Below are 16,016 nucleotides of genomic sequence, written 5' to 3' on the forward strand. Positions count from 1 at the left end.
GATCTCTACGGAAGGTGATCAGAATCTATCCCCGTGTGACTGGGGCGTCGCTTCCGCGGCTACGCCTCAGATGTCGTTCGCCGCCACGTAGCCGAAGGTCATGGCCGGTCCGATGGTCGAGCCGGCGCCGGCGTAGCTGTGTCCCATGACGGCGCCGCTGGCGTTGCCGGCCGCGTACAGCCCGGGAATGACCGAGCCGTCCGCCCGGAGCACCCGCGCCCGCGCGTCCGTACGCATCCCGCCCTTGGTGCCCAGGTCACCTGGGACGATCTTGAACGCGTAGAAGGGCGCCAGCCACAGGGGCGCCAGGCAGGGGTTGGGCTTGACGACGGGGTCGGCGTAGTAGCGGTCGTAGACGCTGTCGCCACGATGGAAGTCGGTGTCCTTGCCGGTCGCCGCGAAACCGTTGAACCGGGTGACCGTGGCGCGCAGCGTCGCCGCCGGGACGCCGATCTTCTGCGCCAGCTGCTCTATCGTCCACGCCTGGAAGGCGGCGCCGCTGTCGTACCAGGACTGGGGGAAGGGCAGCAGCGGCGCGATGTCCTTGAACAGGTAGCGGTTGCGATAGTTCTGGTCGACGATCAGCCAGGCGGGGATGTGCGGCGAGGCCGCCGTGTTGCGGTCGTACATGACGTGCACCACGTCGCTGTACGGCGCCGCCTCGTTGACGAAGCGCTCGCCCTTGCCGTTGACCAGGATGCAGCCGGGCAGGGTGCGTTCGGCCAGGCAGAAGTACGGCTCGTCGGGCAGCGGGATCGCCGGTCCCCACCATGCGTCGTCCATCAGGTCCAGCGCGGCCCCGGCGCGTTCGCCCGCCTCGATGCCGTCGCCGGTGTTCTCCTTGGCGCCGACCGTCCAGCCGGTCCCGATGGGCTGCCGCTGGAACTCCGCGCGCATCGCCGCGCTGTGCTCGAACCCGCCCGAGCCGACGATGACCCCGCGGCGGGCCTTGATCAGCGTCTGTACGCCGTTCCGCGTCACGACCACGCCGGTGACGCGGCCGCCTTCGACGCGCAGGTCGAGCAGCGGGGTGTTCAGCCATACCGGTACGTTCGCGGCGAGCAGTCCGGCGCGCAGGCTCGCCGCCAGGGACTGGCCCATGGTGAGCGGCTTCTCGCCGCGCAGCGCGGCCGCCGTCCCTCTGGCCAGGCACGCGGCGCTCACCTCAAGGCCCTTCGGGTTGACCAGGGTGAGGTTCAGCCACTTGTAGTCGGCGCTGAAGACGACCAGGCCGGCCGGGGTGGGGATGTACGGCGGGTTCAGGTGGGCGAGCTCGGCGCCGAGGATGTGCCCGTCGATCTGGTCGGGCTCGATGGAGCGGCCGTTCGGCATGCCGCCGGGGTACTCCGGATAGTAGTCGGCGTAGCCCTCCATCCACCGGAACCGCAGCGGGCTGTTCCGCATCACGAAGGAGATCATGGCCGGGCCGTTCGTCAGGAAGGCCTGCTGCCGCGCTTGGGGAACGGTGTCGCCCACGACGCGGGAGAGATACTGGGCGGCCTTGGCCGGGGTGTCCGGGACTCCGGCGGCCAGGATCACCTCGTTGTTCGGGATCCAGATCCCGGCGCCGGACCGGGCCGCCGACCCGCCGAACGTCGGCGCCTTCTCGACCACCACGCACTGCAGGCCGCGCTTGGCCGCGGTGAGCGCGGCGGTCATTCCGGCCGCGCCCGATCCGACGACCACGACGTCGTACTCGATGTCGGCGGCGTACGCGGGTGCGCGGCCCAGGGCCGCTTCGGTCATGAGTACGCCGCCGGCGATGGCGGCGCCGCGCAGCAGGGTGCGGCGGCTGGGTCCTTCTGTGGGCATGGCGGGCGTTGCGGGCGTCGAATCGGCCATGGTGGATCGGATCCCTTCAACGTGCGTGCGCTGCGGGCAGCACAGGTGGTCGGAGGAACAGCCGTGGTGGCACCTCGCGCCGGTGCGACGCTACGGAAGAGCTGGGGGGTGTGGCCCCCGTCACAGCATGAAGCATGCGCTTGGTTGGGAACGCCTGTCAACAGATTGTGCGGGAGTGGCGATCTTCCGTTTTCCGGCCGGCGCGGCTCGCGGTCGATCGCCACGGCGGCGCATGATCGCCCGGTGTCCGGGCAAAGGCCGTACGGCCCATTGGCAAACATGATTGAGTGAAATTTGACTATCCGTCAGGTACGGGAGGCATCAAGGATGCGGAACGGCCGGACCGGCACGACGATGTTCGCGAGCGCGCTCGCCTTGGCGGTGGCCCTGACCGCCGGATGCACCTCCAGCGGTGGCGCGCGGAACCCGGCGGCCGCCCCCCGATCACCGGGCCCGGTGGCGAAGGTGGCGATCACCCCGGCGGACGGGACCAAGAAGGTCGCGCCGGACACCGGGGTCAGCGTCAAGGTCACCGACGGCAAGGTCACCCGGCTGGCCGTCGCCGATTCCAAGGGCCGTGAGGTGAGCGGCGCCGTGGGCACCGACGGGACCTGGCGCCCCAAGTGGCCGTTGCGCCCCTCGACGGCGTACACGGTCAGCGCCCAGGTGACCGGCACGGACGGCAAGGAGGTCACGACGCAGGCGAAGTTCACCACACTGAAGCCGAAGCGCGCGCTGGAGAGCGGCATGTCGCCGCTGGACGGCGAGAAGGTCGGCGTCGGCATGCCCGTCCAGCTCCTGCTGTCGCGGTCGGTGACCGGCAAGGAGGAGCGGGCCGCGATCGAGCGGGCCCTGGTGGTCGAGATGTCCGAGCCGGTCGAGGGCGCGTGGAGCTGGGTGAGCGACCGGGAGGTCCAGTTCCGGCCGCGTGAGTACTGGCCGACCGGGGAGAAGGTCAAGGTCGTCGCGCACCTGGCCGGCGTACAGGCGGGCGACGGGGTGTGGGGTACCAAGGACCGCAGCCTGAGCTTCACCGTCGGCGCCAAGCACATCACCAAGGTGAACGCCCGCACCCACGAGGCGGAGGTGAGCGACGGGGACAAGGTCGTCAAGACCATCCCGGTCAGTCTGGGCAGACCGGGCGACGACAGCTATTCGGGCACCATGATCGCCCAGGAGAAGGCCGCGGACATCATCATGGACTCCGCGACCACCGGCCACCCGGGCGAATACCGCATCCCTACCAAGTGGAACGTCCGGATGACCTACAGCGGCACCTTCTTCCACGCCGCCCCCTGGTCGACCGGCGCGCAGGGCAACTCCAACGTCAGCCACGGCTGCGTCAACGCGAGTCCGGCCAACGCCCGCTGGTTCTTCGAGTTCACTCAGCGGGGTGACATCATCCAGGTCAGCGGTACGTCACGGAAGCTGCGGTTCGGCAACGGCCCGACACCGTGGGCCAAGTCCTGGGACGACTGGCTGGCCGGCAGCGCGCTGGGCAAGCCCGTCAACGGGGGCTAGCCGCCTCAGGCTGAGCCGCCTACCTTTCGAGGACGACGGCCAGCCCCTGGCCGACCCCGATGCAAAGGGCGGCCAGACCGGTGCCGGACCCGGTCACGGCCAGCTGATGGGCGACCGCCCCGGTGATGCGGGCCCCGGAGGCGCCCAGGGGATGGCCTAGGGCGATCGCCCCGCCGCAGGGGTTGACGATCCCGGGATCGAGCTCCGGCAGCTCGGCCAGACAGCCGAGCGCCTGCGCGGCGAACGCCTCGTTCAGCTCGACGGTCGTCAGGTCGCCGAACCCCTTGCCCGCCTTGGCCAGGGCCTTCTTGATGGCCTCGACCGGGCCGAGGCCGAAGTAGCGAGGTTCGAGCGCGCTCACGGCGCTCGTGGTGATCCTGGCCAGCGGCTCGCGACCACGCAGCCCGGCCTCGTCGGTGAGCAGCAGCGCCGCCGCGCCGTCGTTGAGCGGGGAGGAGTTGCCCGCGGTGACGGTGCCGTCGGCGCGGAACGCGGGCTTCAGCCGGGCCAGCGCCTCCAACGAGGTGTCCTCGCGGATGCCCTCGTCGCGGGTGAGGCCGCCGACGGGGACGATCTCGCGGTCGAAGGCCGCCTTCGCCGCCTTCTGGTGGCTGGCCAGCGCGAACGCGTCCTGCTCGGCCCGGGTGACGCCGTGCTTGTCGGCGATCAGCTCGGCGCCTTCACCGAGGGCGACCGTGTGCTCGACGGGCATCTTGGGGTTGACCAGCCGCCAGCCGAGCGTGGTGGAGACGAGTTCCTGACCCTTGGCGGGGAAGGCCCGGTCCGGCTTGGGCAGCACCCACGGCGCGCGAGTCATCGATTCCACGCCGCCCGCGATCACGGTGGCCGCGTCGCCGAGGGCGATCGCCCGGTACGCCTGGATGACGGCCTCCATGCCGGAGCCGCACAGCCGGTTGACGGTCGCGCCCGGCGTGCTCACCGGCAGCCCGGCCAGCAGCGCGGCCATCCGGGCCACGTTGCGGTTCTCCTCGCCGGCACCGTTGGCGTTGCCGAGGATCACCTCGTCGGCGATGGTCTCGCCGTTGCGTTCCACCAGCGCCTTGATGGCGTGCGCGGCCAGGTCGTCGGGACGGATGCCGGACAGCGCCCCGCCGTAGCGGCCGAAGGGAGTGCGTACGGCGTCGAGAACGTAAACGGCCTTCACGCGAGGACCTCCGCATCCGTACGCTCACGCACGTGCGTGACGCTCACGCCGGGCGCGGTCTCGACCAGCGTGAGGCCCTTGTCGGTGATGTCGAGGACGCCGAGGTCGGTGATGATCCGGTGCACGCACGCCCTGCCGGTGAGCGGCAGCGAGCACTCCTTGACGATCTTGGGGGATCCGTCCTTGGCGGTGTGATCCATGATCACGAGCACCTTGCGGGCGCCGTGGACCAGATCCATGGCCCCGCCCATTCCCTTGACCAGCTTCCCGGGAACCATCCAGTTGGCCAGATCGCCGCGAGCCGAGACCTGCATGGCGCCCAGCACCGCGACGTCGATGTGGCCGCCGCGGATCATGCCGAACGACAACGACGAGTCGAAGAACGACGCCCCCCGCCGTACGGTCACCGTCTCCTTGCCCGCGTTGATCAGGTCCGGGTCGATCTCTTCCGGCGTCGGGTAGGGGCCGACACCGAGAATGCCGTTCTCCGAGTGCAGGATCACGTCCACGTCAGAGGGAAGGAAGGACGGGATGCGCGTGGGCAGCCCGATGCCGAGGTTGACGTAGTCGCCGTCGCGCAGCTCGGCGGCCGCGCGCGCGACCATCTCGTCCCGGGTCCAGCTCATGACGCGGTCCCTTCGGAGGGGGTGGGGACGGTCCTGGCGGTGGCCTGTATGGGGGGAGTGGAGGTGGTACGCCGTTCGACGGTCTTGGCGGCGGCTTGTTCGGGGGTGAGCGCCACGACGCGGTCGACGAACACGCCGGGCAGGTGGACCTCGTCGGGATCGAGCTCGGTCAGCTCCTCGACCTCGGCGATCGCGATTCGCGCGGCCATCGCGGCCAGCGGGTTGAAGTTCCTGGCGGCCTTGTTGAAGACCAGGTTGCCGTGCCGGTCGCCCTTCGCCGCCCGGATCAGCGCGAAGTCGGTGGTGATGGCGTGCTCCAGAACATACTGCCGGCCCCCGAACTCGCGGACCTCCTTGGGAGGCGAGGCGAGCGCCACCGACCCGTCGGGCGCGTGGCGCAGCGGCAGGCCGCCTTCGGCGACCGGCGTGCCGACCCCGGCCGGGGTGTAGAAGGCGGGGATGCCGCTGCCGCCCGCGCGCAGCCGCTCGGCCAGACTGCCCTGCGGGGTCAGCTCCACCTCCAGCTCGCCGCCCAGGTATTGCCGGGCGAACTCCTTGTTGTCGCCGATGTAGGAGGCGGTCACGCGGGCGATCCGCCGATCGGCCAGCAGGGTGCCCAGGCCGCCGCCGTCCACTCCGCAGTTGTTCGACACGACGCTGATGCCGCGTACGCCGGAGTCGTACAGCGCCTGGATCAGCACGTCCGGGATGCCGCAGAGACCGAAGCCGCCGACCGCGAACGACGCGCCGTCCCGCACATCGGCCAGCGCCTCATGGGCGGTGGCCACCACTTTGTCTCTCCGCACGACACTCCGCTTCGTAGTGTTCGCTAGATGAACTTCAGTTCATTATCCTGGTTGAGTATGCGGAGTCGCATCGCTTCCTGTCAAAGTCCTTGGGGGGCTTGAGAGTGGGCGGGGGTGAGGTGGGCCTGTTGGGGTGGGGTGAGGCGCGCGGGTTGAGCGCGGATGGGGTGAGGTGGGCGCGTTGGGGTGGGTTGAGGGCGGGCGGCCTGAGGCGGTTAAGGTGCGCGGGTTGAGGCGGATGGGCTGAGGTTGGAGGTGGCAGGTTGGTTGAGGTCGGAGGAGGGCGGATGGAACCGGCGGGCACTCTGGAGCGCGGGCTGGCCGTGCTGCGCGTGCTGGCCGCCGGTCCCAGGCGGCCGATGCGCGCGACGGACCTGGTGCGGGCCACGGGCCTGGCGAGGTCGACGGTCGACCGGATCGTGGCCACGCTCGTCCGGCTCGGCTACGCGCGGGCCGAAGAGCGCGATGTGCTGCTCGCGCCGCGCCTGATGGAGCTGGGGGAGGCGTACCTGACCTGCGGCGGTCTGGGGGCGCTCGATCCGTACGCCGAGCGGCTCGCCGACGAGCTGGACGAGTCGGTGTCGCTGGCCGTACGGGACGGGGACGGGGTCCGCTTCGTCGGGCGCTTCGTCCGGCGGCGCACCATGTCGGTGGCCTTCCGCGTCGGCGACCTGCTGCCCGCCGACCGCTGCGCGGCCGGACTGGTCCTGCTCGACCCCGCCGCGCGGTGGGCCGAGGACGACCAGCTCACCGAGCCCGGCCTGGTCGCGGTCGCGGTGCCGGTACGGGACGCGGACGGGACGACGGTCTGTGCGCTGACCGTCGCCAGCCACACCAGCAGGCACACGGCCGCCGGCCTGCGCGACCACGCCCTGCCCAGCCTGTTGAAAACGGCGGCGGACATGGCCGCGGCCCTGACCGAACCGCCGCTCCCGCCGCAGTCCACGCCCCTCCAGCCTGCCGCGCCCGCCCCGCTACCCGCCCCGCACGCAGTGCCTGTCCCGAGTGCTGAGCCCGTCTTGGGCGCTCCGCCCGTGCCGAGTGCTGCGGGTGTGGACACCTCTCGTGCCAGGAAGGAGGAGCTGGGCGCGGAGTATCTCCAGTCGCTGGCCCGGGGTCTGGCCGTGCTGGTGTCGCTCGGTTCGGTGCGCGGCGGGCTCACTCTGGCCGCCGCGGCCAAAGCCACCGGCCTGCCGCGGGCCACCGTACGGAGGGCGGTCCAGACCCTCGACCACCTGGGGTACGTCGCCGCCGACGGCGCGCGTTTCGTCCTGCTGCCCAAGGTGCTGGAGCTGGGGTACGCCCACCTGTCGGGCCGGACCTTCGGCGAGATCGTCCAGCCGCACCTGGCGGACCTGGTGGCGCGGGTCCACGAGTCGGCCTCGGTCGCGATGCTGTCGGGAGACGATGTCGTCTATGTGGCGCGTGTGCCGACCGTCGCCATCATGAGCGTCGACATCACCGTGGGCACCCGCTTCCCCGCGTACGCCACCTCGATGGGCCGGGTTCTCCTGGCCGACCTGCCCGGGGAACGGCTGGCCGGGATGCCCTCGCCCCCGCTGACCCGCCACACGCTCACCGCGCCCGCCGACCTGGCGGCAGCCGTACGACAGGCGGCCGTGGACGGGTACGCCCTCGTCGACCAGGAGCTCGAGGAAGGCGTGCGGTCCATCGCGGTGCCGATTCGCGACCGGAGCGGCCGGGCCGTCGCGGCCGTCAACGTGGCCACGCACGCCAGCCGTGCCACCCCCGCCGAGCTGATCCGTGACGTCCTGCCCGCCCTCACCGAGGCCGCCGCACGCATGGAAGCGGACCTGGCCCACACACGCGGCGCCACGTGAACCCCGGCCCGCCGTGGCCGGCCGGGGCACGTCACCCTCCAGAGCTCCCCCAGAAACACTTAGGGGCTAGGAGGTGCCGTTGATCAGGGCCATGGCCAGCTCGGGGCTGAAAGTGCCGGCCGGGATGCCCTCGCCCAGGTTGCAGCTGCCGTCTGAGTCACCCGGGACCTTGACCCAGAAGACGTACTCGGCGCCGCTCGTCTGCTTGGCGGGCGCGGCGCCCAGCTTGCGGCCGGGCGGGTTGCACCAGCTGTCCTCGCCGGTCCAAGGGCCGTTGCCGTTGCGGCTGGTGTCGATGACGTACTTCTTGGCGCCGACGGTCCCGGACAGGTAGCCGTTGACCGCGACGGAGTAGCTCTCAGAGGCGGCCGTGGTGATGTAGTTGGACACGTTCACGGAGAAGCCGCGCGTGTTGGCGATGCCCGACTTGACCAGCCGTGTGGCCATGTCGTCGGCCGCGACCCAGGTGGCGTTGCCCGCGTCGAGGTAGACCCAGGTGTTCGGGGCCTGAGCCTTCAGCACCTGGGTGGCATCCAGCAGCATCTTGTACTGGTCTTCCGGATCCTTGCCGATCTGGGTCACGCAGCTGGCGGCGGCGACGCCGTCTGGCTCCAGCACGACGATCGCGTGCCTGGTGCCGATCGCCTTGGCGAACTCGGTGATCCAGGCGTGATAACCGGCCGCGTCACCCGCGCCGCCGCCTGACTGGTTCGCGCAGGCGTCGCGGTTCGGGATGTTGTACGCCACCAGCATCGGCAGCTTGTCCGCGGCCTGGGCGGCGCCGACGTAGGTGTCCACGGCCAGCGTGAGGTCGGTGAACCAGCCGCCGAACCACTCGAAGATCGGCTTGTTGCCGATGTTCGAGCCGATGGCCTGCCCGTCGTTCGTGCCCTGGTGGGCGGCGGCGTACTGGGCGGGGTGCGACTGGTCCCAGACGTACAGGGCCGTCGGCCGGGTCGTCTGCGTCTCCATCAGCGAGACGTTGTCGAAGCGGACCGTCGGGGTGCCGCCGGACCCGCCGAGCTGGAAGGTCACCTCGGCGGCGGTGTTGGTGGCGGACGCGGCCACGAACGGGATGCTGTAGCGCCTGCTGCCCGTCGTGAGCTGGACGGGCGCGGCCAGTGACTGGTTGGAGCTGGGCGTCGCCGCGTACTGCACGGTCGTGGTGGCCTTGAAGGCCGTCGTGGAGTACGCGTCGAACGAGAGCGTGTAGCTCTTGCCCGCGTTCAGGGCGGTCGTGGTGGGACTGGACACCATGGCGTCCCACGGGTTGGCGACGACGGACGTCACGTTCACCCGCATACGGCCGGACTCGGCCGTGACCGTCGTCTGGCCGATCGCCTGCCAAGGGGCCGTCGAGCTGGTGAAGGCTCCGTTGCCGATCAGCTGGGCGGCGGCTGAGGCGGGCGGTGGTACGGCCAGGACAGCGGCCACGACCGCGGTTAAGGCTGCGGCGGCTTTTGCTGCGATAAATCGCACTAAATCACCTTTCAGTGGGGTGGTGCGCCGAAGAGCTCGGTGGGGTTTGGCGCACCAGGAGAGCGTCGTCGACGGAGGCGCTGGAGGGGGAGGGTCACCACGGCCGGCGCACACGCCGGCCGCACTCGAACAGGCATGCCGGACCTCTCTCGGTGCGGTACCGCGGCGTCGGCGTGATCATTACTGACCACCCTAGATACGGTCAAGGGATTAGGTAGTGGTAAATATCCATCCCATAGGCCCTCTTCTCCCCGGCCAGGTGATGGTCTACCGTTTATGGGAGCGCTCCCAGGCAGTTGAGGCACCGGTCGGCACAGGTCAGGTGTGTTCCCAAGAGAGCCGCGACCGCGTACCGGACGCCGAGGTCGCCTGCGGCGGCGGCTCAGCGGATCGTCGGCTCGACGGCCGTTGCGGGCGCGACGATCGAGCCGGTGGTCACGACCTTTAGCGGATTGCGCCGCCGGATCACCTCGGCGGCATCATGGAGAGGGCCGTCAGGGCATGAGTTTTCTCTGGGGCGCGGCGACGTCCAGCTATCAGATCGAGGGCGCGTTCGCGGAGGACGGCCGGGGGGCGTCCATCTGGGACACCTTCTGTCGCGTCCCCGGCAAGGTGCGGGGCGCCGAGAACGGTGACGTGGCCTGCGACCACTACCACCGTTACGCCGATGACGTGCGGCTGATGGCGGAGCTGGGGTTGCGGGCGTACCGGTTCTCCGTCGCGTGGCCGCGCATCGTGCCCGAGCGCGGGGTGGTCAACCAGAAGGGCCTCGACTTCTACCGCCGCCTGGTCGACACGCTGCTGGAGCACGGCATCACCCCGTGGCCGACGCTCTACCACTGGGACCTGCCGCAGTACTTGGAGGACGCGGGCGGGTGGCCCAACCGGGACACGGCCTATCGGTTCGCGGAATATGCCGACATTGTGCATACGGCGTTGCGTGATCGGGTGGCGAACTGGACGACGTTGAACGAGCCGTGGTGCTCCGGGCTGCTCGGATACGCCAACGGGGAGCACGCGCCGGGGCGTCAGGAGCCGTCCGAGGCCGTCAAGGCGATACACCACCTGCTGCTGGGCCACGGCCTAGCCATCCCCATCTTGTCCGGAAATATCGGCATCACGTTGAATATGTCGCACGTGACCCCCGCCACCGAGTCGGCGGCGGACGTGGACGCCGCCCGCCGGATAGACGGCATCCAGAACCGGCTCTTCATCGACCCCGTGCTGCGCGGCTCCTATCCCGAGGACGTCGTCCGCGACCTGGCGCCCCACAGCGACTTCTCCCACGTCCTCGACGGGGACCTGGCGCTCATCTCCCGGAAGATCGACATGCTCGGGGTCAACTACTACTCGCCCGCCCTGGTGGCGGCCGGCGAGCCCGTGCCCTCCGGCAGTACGCCGTGGATCGGCGCGGAGAACGTCCGCTGGGTGGACGGTGGCCGCAAGCGCACCACGATGAACTGGGAGATCGACGAGAACGGCCTGCTGCGCCTCCTCCAGCGATTGCACAAGGACTACCCGGCCATCGACCTCTACATCACCGAGAACGGCGCGGCCTTCGCCGACGAGGTGAGCGAGGACGGCGCGGTGCACGATCCGGACCGCGTCGACTACCTGAAACGCCACATCAACGCCTGCGCCGGGGCGGTGAACAGCGGCGTCCCGCTCAAGGGCTACTTCGCCTGGTCCCTGCTGGACAACTTCGAATGGGCCCACGGGTACGGGCAGCGGTTCGGCCTCGTACACGTGGACTTCGACACCCAGCGGCGCACCCCGAAGGACTCCGCCCTCTGGTACGCGGCCCGCATCCGAGAGGGCGGCCTGGGGTGAACTGACCACGAGATGGGTTCAGTCGCGTGGGCCGTACTTCTCCGTATATGTACGGGCAACCCGCAGGAGCTCGGACTCCATCCACTCGGTAGCGGCCAGCGTGCGCGGGAGCAGGTGGCGCTCCGTGGTGGCGGCACGGAGCAGCAGAGCCGCCGTGATGTCATGGTCAGGACGGCGGACGACGGTGATCGGATCGCCCGCGCGGATCTCTCCCGGCGCGATCACCCGTAGCAGCGCGCCGGTGCGGCCGACCTCGATGAAGCGTTTCATCCAGCCCTGCTCTCCGACCCACCCCGCGAACGTGCGGCAGGGAATCCGGCCGGCGGTCACCTCGACCACCAGGTCGGAGCCCACCTGCCAGCGTTCCCCGATCAGCGCCTCGGCCACGTCCAGCCCGGACGTGGTGAGGTTCTCGCCGAAGGCGCCGTTGGCGAGCGTACGGCCGAGTGCCTGCTCCCAGGCGTCCAGGTCCTCGCGCGCGAACGCGTACACCGCCCGGTCACCGCCGCCGTGGAAGCGGCGGTCGCAGACGGCGTCTCCCGCTACGCCGCCGCCCGCCGTGCCCTTGGGGCCGACGGGTGACACCTGGACCGGCCCCGTCACCGGGCGCTTGTCGATGCCTGTCATCCCGCCCGGGGCATCGGTGTAGTCCACGGGCATGGGGCGGCCGACGTTCACCGACAGAAGTCTCATGGCCCCCAAGCTATTCCGGGCCGGGCAGGCGGAGCGAACACTTTTGGGGCGATCGGTGAAGGAGGGGGGACCGAGGCGCGTGGCCGCCCGCTTGGTACGCCGTGGCGTACGGGGGAGCGCTGGTCCTGTTACGCGTTTCGCGGCGATGGATCACGGGGTGAACGTTTCACCGGCCGCACCCGAGCTGACCCGGCAAGACCCGAAGGCCCCGAGCCCGCGCCTTGACGCACCTCGTACGGCCGAGAAGACTCACCGGCGATCCCCTCAAGTGTTAGCGATAACAGCGAGGTGGCACATGGCGCGATTTCTCGTCTCTCTGGTGACCATGCTGGTCACGGCGATGATCGCCGTGCTCCCGGCCGGTGCGGCGGCCTACCCCAACCCCGGGTACGTGACCGGCAGCATCGGCGTGCACGATCCAGCGGTGGTGAAGACGTCGAGCGGCTACCTCCTGGCCAATACCGGCGACAACATCGCCCTCAAGACGTCCACCGACCGCACGGCCTGGCGGGACGCGGGTGTGGCCTTCCCCGGCGGCGCGTCGTGGACGCTCCCGTACACCGGAGGCAGCGCCAGCCTGTGGGCGCCGGACATCTCCCGCCACAACGGCAAGTACTACATGTACTACGCCGCCTCCACGTTCGGCTCCCGCAACTCGGCGATCTTCCTGGCCACCAGTGCCACCGGCGCCTCGGGTACGTGGGCCAACCAGGGCCTGGTCATCTCCACCACCTCCGCCAGCAGCTACAACGCGATCGACCCCAACCTGGTCACGGACGCCGCCGGCAACTGGTGGCTGTCCTTCGGCTCGTTCTGGACCGGCATCAAGCTGATCCCGCTCAACTCCTCGACCGGGCTGCGCAGCGGGAGCGCGCTCTACTCGATCGCGCAGCGCACCGGCGCCGGCACGGCCGTGGAGGCGCCGTTCATCTTCCGGCACGGGTCGTACTACTACCTGTGGGTCTCGTTCGACCTGTGCTGCCGGGGCGCGTCCAGCACGTACCGGATCATGGTCGGCCGGTCGACCAGCGTCACCGGCCCGTACGTGGACCGCAACGGCACCGCCATGACCTCCGGCGGCGGCACCCAGGTCCTCGCCGGGCACGGCAGCGTTCACGGGCCGGGACATCAGGCGGTGATCACGGACAGCGACGCCGACGTCCTCTTCTACCACTGTTACGCCGACAACGGCGCCTCGCTGCTGGGCATCAACCTCATCGCCTACGACAGCGCGGGCTGGCCCTACGTCTACTGATCAGGTTCGAAAGGAGCAGGCATGCTTCCCGCGCGAAGGCGCTCCATCTCTCTCGTGACTGCCGTGATCCTCGCCCTGACCGGGACCATGAACGTCAGCACCGCCTCGGCCGCCGCGGCCAGACAGGTGGAGAACCTGGATCGCGGCCTGATCAGCGTCCATTCCGGCAGCGGCAACCTGGTGTCCTGGCGGCTGCTCGGCAGCGAGAGCATGAGCACGGGATTCAACCTCTACCGCGGCTCGACCCTGCTGACCTCGTCGCCCATCACGAGTTCGACGAACTACCTGGACTCCGGCGCCGCGGCGACTTCCACCTACACCGTGCGCGCCGTGGTCGGCGGGGTGGAACAGGCGCCCTCCGCGGCGGCGACGCAGTTCGCCAACGGGTACCTGGACGTCCCGATCCAGCGGCCCGCCGGCGGCACCACGCCGGACGGAGTCGCCTACACCTACAGCGCGAACGACGCGAGCGTGGGGGACCTGGACGGTGACGGCCGCTACGAGTTCGTGCTCAAGTGGGATCCGTCCAACGCCAAGGACAACTCCCAGTCCGGCTACACCGGCAACGTGTACGTGGACGCCTACCGGCTGAACGGCACCCGGCTGTGGCGCATCGACCTGGGCCGCAACATCCGCGCCGGGGCGCACTACACTCAGTTCCAGGTGTACGACTACGACGGCGACGGCAGGGCCGAGGTCGCGATGAAGACCGCCGACGGGAGTGTGGACGGCACCGGCAGGGTCATCGGCTCCGCGTCCGCGGACTACCGGAACTCCTCCGGATACGTCCTGTCCGGGCCGGAATTCCTGACCATGTTCAACGGTCAGACCGGGGCGGCCATGTCCACCGTCAACTACAACCCGCCGCGCGGGACCGTGTCCAGCTGGGGCGACTCCTACGGCAACCGGGTCGACCGCTTCCTGGCCGGTACGGCGTACCTGGACGGGCAGCGGCCCAGCCTGATCATGGCGCGGGGCTACTACACGCGTACGGTGATCGCCGCGTGGGACTTCCGCAGCGGCGCGTTGACCCAGAGGTGGACGTTCGACTCCAACGTGTCCGGCTCCCAGTACGAGGGCCAGGGCAACCACCAGCTGTCGATCGCGGACGCCGACAACGACGGCCGGGACGAGATCATCTACGGCTCGGAGGCGATCGACGACAACGGCGGCCCGCTGTGGAACACCCGGCTGTTCCACGGTGACGCGCTGCACGTCGGCGATCTGATCCCGGCCCGCTCCGGCCTCGAGGTGTTCAAGCCGCACGAGAACACCAACCAGCCGGCCACCTCCATGGTCGACGCCCGGACCGGCGCCGTCATCTGGACGAACCCCTCCTGCGGGTGCGACAACGGGCGCGGCGTGTCCGACGACGTGTACGCGGGCAGCGCGGGCGCCGAATCGTGGTCGTCGGCCGTCTCCGGTCTGCTCAACACCTCCGGCGCGAACATCGGCCGCAAGCCCGGCTCGACCAACTTCCTCATCTGGTGGGACGCCGACCCGGTCCGCGAGCTGCTCGACGGCACGCACATCGACAAGTACGGCACCAGCGCCGACACTCGCCTGCTCACCGGTTCGGGCGTGCACGCCAATAACGGCACCAAGTCGACCCCGTCCCTGTCGGCCGACCTGTTCGGCGACTGGCGCGAGGAGGTCGTCTGGCCGACGACGTCGGAGACGGCGCTGCGGATCTACAGCACCTCCACCGTGACGATCCGGCGGCTGTGGACCCTCATGCACGACCCGATGTACCGGGTGGCGATCGCCTGGCAGAACACCGCCTACAACCAGCCGCCGCACCCGAGCTACTTCATCGGCAACGGCATGTCCACCCCGGCCCAGCCGAACGTCTACGTGCGCTAGATCGTTATGACATCAGCCGCCTTTGTGCCGCACTTCGGGTTCGGGCGGCAACCGCTGGGCCGCCCTCCGTTCCCGGTCGACCCGGTCCGCGACCTCAGTGAGGCGCGCACAGATGTGCTCGAGCCTGTCATGGGCTTGATTTCGCTCCGCGATGATCGCCGCCAGCAGCAGGGCGGTCAGCGACGCGGCCCCGTTGAACGCTTGCAGGGTGACCATGTTGAGGAAGAGGCCGTGCTCGGCGAACGGGCCCGAACCTTGCGCGGCCGCGACGATCGCGACTGTCGACACGATCAGCGCGCATCCCGCGGCGCCCGCCAGCTGGAAACGCAGGGCGGCCCAGATCAGGAACGGGAAGACGAGGAAGAGCAGGTTGATGGAGCTCACCGTCGCCATCACCGTGATGAGGAGCGTGCCCACGGCCAAGGCCACAGCCTCGCCCCAACGGGACAGACGAGCGTCCCACGGAGCCCGGGATGTGCGCAGCACCAGCAGAATGGGCGTTACCACGAGCACGCCCATCGCGTCGCCCGTCCACCACACCGACCACGTCGGCCAGAAGTCACCGCTTCGCAGCGCGCCGGCGAGCAGGAGCACGCCACTGCCCACCGTCGAGCTGATCAGCATCGCGGTCAAGGCGCCGAGGAATACCAGCGCCAGCGCGTCCCGCAACCGATCCAGCTCGATGCAGAAACGCGCGCGACGGAGCAGGAGGTAAGCGCACACCGGAGCTAAGGTGTTCCCCGCGGAGATCGCCGCGACCGCGAGCAGCGACGGTCCGAGCGTCAGGTTGACCAGGAACGCGCCGAGAGTGATCCCGGGCCAGACTCGGAGGCCCATGAGAAGCAGACAGGCCAGCGCGATGCCCGTCGGCGGCCAGAGCGGCGTGACCTGCCCGCCGACCAGCTCCTGCGCCAATCCCACCTTCGCAGCTGCGAAATAGGCGCCTGCGACGGCGAGCATCCGCAAGCCGTTCTTGGCATATGAGCGGGGCCGAATGTTGTCCAGCACGCCGCCTCACTCCCTCTCACCTGCGAAAACTTCCCCCATGACATTCTGCTACGGGATGGGCCGGGGGTCACAGACCGCTGGACGGGC

Annotated in this window: 12 protein-coding genes; 5 read left to right on the forward strand and 7 right to left on the reverse strand. The window is 69.9% G+C overall.

Going from position 1 to position 16,016, the window contains the following annotated elements:
- Window positions 1-66: 66 nt before the first annotated feature.
- A complete protein-coding gene (gene kstD / locus AB0J16_RS08485) occupies window positions 67-1,842 on the reverse strand; it encodes a 3-oxosteroid 1-dehydrogenase (protein WP_358536010.1) in 1,776 nt (591 codons plus the stop codon).
- Window positions 1,843-2,169: 327 nt separating this feature from the next.
- Here kstD and AB0J16_RS08490 point away from each other — a divergent pair, with 327 nt between their 5' ends.
- On the forward strand, window positions 2,170-3,363 hold the full coding sequence (locus tag AB0J16_RS08490; RefSeq protein ID WP_358536012.1) for an Ig-like domain-containing protein: 1,194 nt from the start codon (window positions 2,170-2,172) through the stop codon (window positions 3,361-3,363).
- 19 nt (window positions 3,364-3,382) lie between these two features.
- Here AB0J16_RS08490 and AB0J16_RS08495 read toward each other — a convergent pair whose 3' ends face one another.
- From AB0J16_RS08495 to AB0J16_RS08505, 3 genes are read right to left on the reverse strand one after another with little or no spacing between them, the layout of a single operon-like run.
- Window positions 3,383-4,528: a thiolase family protein gene (locus tag AB0J16_RS08495; protein ID WP_358536014.1), complete on the reverse strand. Its 1,146-nt coding sequence runs from the start codon at window positions 4,526-4,528 to the stop codon at window positions 3,383-3,385.
- On the reverse strand, window positions 4,525-5,154 hold the full coding sequence (locus tag AB0J16_RS08500; protein WP_358536016.1) for a CoA transferase subunit B: 630 nt from the start codon (window positions 5,152-5,154) through the stop codon (window positions 4,525-4,527). Before AB0J16_RS08500 ends, AB0J16_RS08495 begins: the two co-directional genes overlap by 4 nt.
- On the reverse strand, window positions 5,151-5,960 hold the full coding sequence (locus AB0J16_RS08505) for a CoA transferase subunit A (protein WP_358536018.1): 810 nt from the start codon (window positions 5,958-5,960) through the stop codon (window positions 5,151-5,153). The genes AB0J16_RS08500 and AB0J16_RS08505 overlap by 4 nt, the downstream gene beginning before the upstream one ends.
- A gap of 287 nt (window positions 5,961-6,247) precedes the next feature.
- On the opposite strand from AB0J16_RS08505, the gene AB0J16_RS08510 reads away from it, so the two are divergent.
- Window positions 6,248-7,801 carry an IclR family transcriptional regulator C-terminal domain-containing protein gene (locus AB0J16_RS08510; protein WP_358536020.1) on the forward strand — a complete coding sequence of 518 codons (1,554 nt, stop codon included), beginning with the start codon at window positions 6,248-6,250 and terminating at the stop codon, window positions 7,799-7,801.
- A gap of 66 nt (window positions 7,802-7,867) precedes the next feature.
- Here AB0J16_RS08510 and AB0J16_RS08515 read toward each other — a convergent pair whose 3' ends face one another.
- Window positions 7,868-9,280, reverse strand: coding sequence for a glycoside hydrolase family 6 protein (locus tag AB0J16_RS08515; protein WP_358536022.1), 1,413 nt, complete (start codon window positions 9,278-9,280; stop codon window positions 7,868-7,870).
- A gap of 501 nt (window positions 9,281-9,781) precedes the next feature.
- On the opposite strand from AB0J16_RS08515, the gene AB0J16_RS08520 reads away from it, so the two are divergent.
- Window positions 9,782-11,110, forward strand: coding sequence for a GH1 family beta-glucosidase (locus AB0J16_RS08520; RefSeq protein WP_358536024.1), 1,329 nt, complete (start codon window positions 9,782-9,784; stop codon window positions 11,108-11,110).
- Window positions 11,111-11,128: 18 nt separating this feature from the next.
- Here the strand turns inward: AB0J16_RS08520 and AB0J16_RS08525 are convergent, their stop codons facing one another.
- A complete protein-coding gene (locus AB0J16_RS08525; protein ID WP_358536026.1) occupies window positions 11,129-11,803 on the reverse strand; it encodes an MOSC domain-containing protein in 675 nt (224 codons plus the stop codon).
- A 295-nt stretch (window positions 11,804-12,098) separates the two neighbouring features.
- Between AB0J16_RS08525 and AB0J16_RS08530 the strand changes: the two genes are divergently transcribed.
- Window positions 12,099-13,058, forward strand: coding sequence for an arabinan endo-1,5-alpha-L-arabinosidase (locus AB0J16_RS08530; RefSeq protein WP_358536028.1), 960 nt, complete (start codon window positions 12,099-12,101; stop codon window positions 13,056-13,058).
- An 87-nt stretch (window positions 13,059-13,145) separates the two neighbouring features.
- On the forward strand, window positions 13,146-14,921 hold the full coding sequence (locus AB0J16_RS08535) for a rhamnogalacturonan lyase (RefSeq protein WP_358536156.1): 1,776 nt from the start codon (window positions 13,146-13,148) through the stop codon (window positions 14,919-14,921).
- A 12-nt stretch (window positions 14,922-14,933) separates the two neighbouring features.
- On the opposite strand, the gene AB0J16_RS08540 is transcribed toward AB0J16_RS08535, so the two are convergent.
- Window positions 14,934-15,929, reverse strand: coding sequence for an MASE1 domain-containing protein (locus tag AB0J16_RS08540; RefSeq protein ID WP_358536030.1), 996 nt, complete (start codon window positions 15,927-15,929; stop codon window positions 14,934-14,936).
- Window positions 15,930-16,016: the final 87 nt, after the last annotated feature.

This window comes from Nonomuraea sp. NPDC049750 (genome assembly GCF_040659625.1).
Classification (GTDB): domain Bacteria; phylum Actinomycetota; class Actinomycetes; order Streptosporangiales; family Streptosporangiaceae; genus Nonomuraea.

What these genes read in the sequence shown, in the direction of transcription:
- kstD (WP_358536010.1), bottom strand. Translation starts at nt 1,842, where the DNA reads ATGGCCGATTCGACGCCCGCAACGCCCGCCATGCCCACAGAAGGACCC.
- AB0J16_RS08490 (WP_358536012.1), top strand. Translation starts at nt 2,170, where the DNA reads ATGCGGAACGGCCGGACCGGCACGACGATGTTCGCGAGCGCGCTCGCC.
- AB0J16_RS08500 (WP_358536016.1), bottom strand. Translation starts at nt 5,154, where the DNA reads ATGAGCTGGACCCGGGACGAGATGGTCGCGCGCGCGGCCGCCGAGCTG.
- AB0J16_RS08510 (WP_358536020.1), top strand. Translation starts at nt 6,248, where the DNA reads ATGGAACCGGCGGGCACTCTGGAGCGCGGGCTGGCCGTGCTGCGCGTG.
- AB0J16_RS08520 (WP_358536024.1), top strand. Translation starts at nt 9,782, where the DNA reads ATGAGTTTTCTCTGGGGCGCGGCGACGTCCAGCTATCAGATCGAGGGC.
- AB0J16_RS08525 (WP_358536026.1), bottom strand. Translation starts at nt 11,803, where the DNA reads ATGAGACTTCTGTCGGTGAACGTCGGCCGCCCCATGCCCGTGGACTAC.
- AB0J16_RS08530 (WP_358536028.1), top strand. Translation starts at nt 12,099, where the DNA reads ATGGCGCGATTTCTCGTCTCTCTGGTGACCATGCTGGTCACGGCGATG.
- AB0J16_RS08535 (WP_358536156.1), top strand. Translation starts at nt 13,146, where the DNA reads ATGAACGTCAGCACCGCCTCGGCCGCCGCGGCCAGACAGGTGGAGAAC.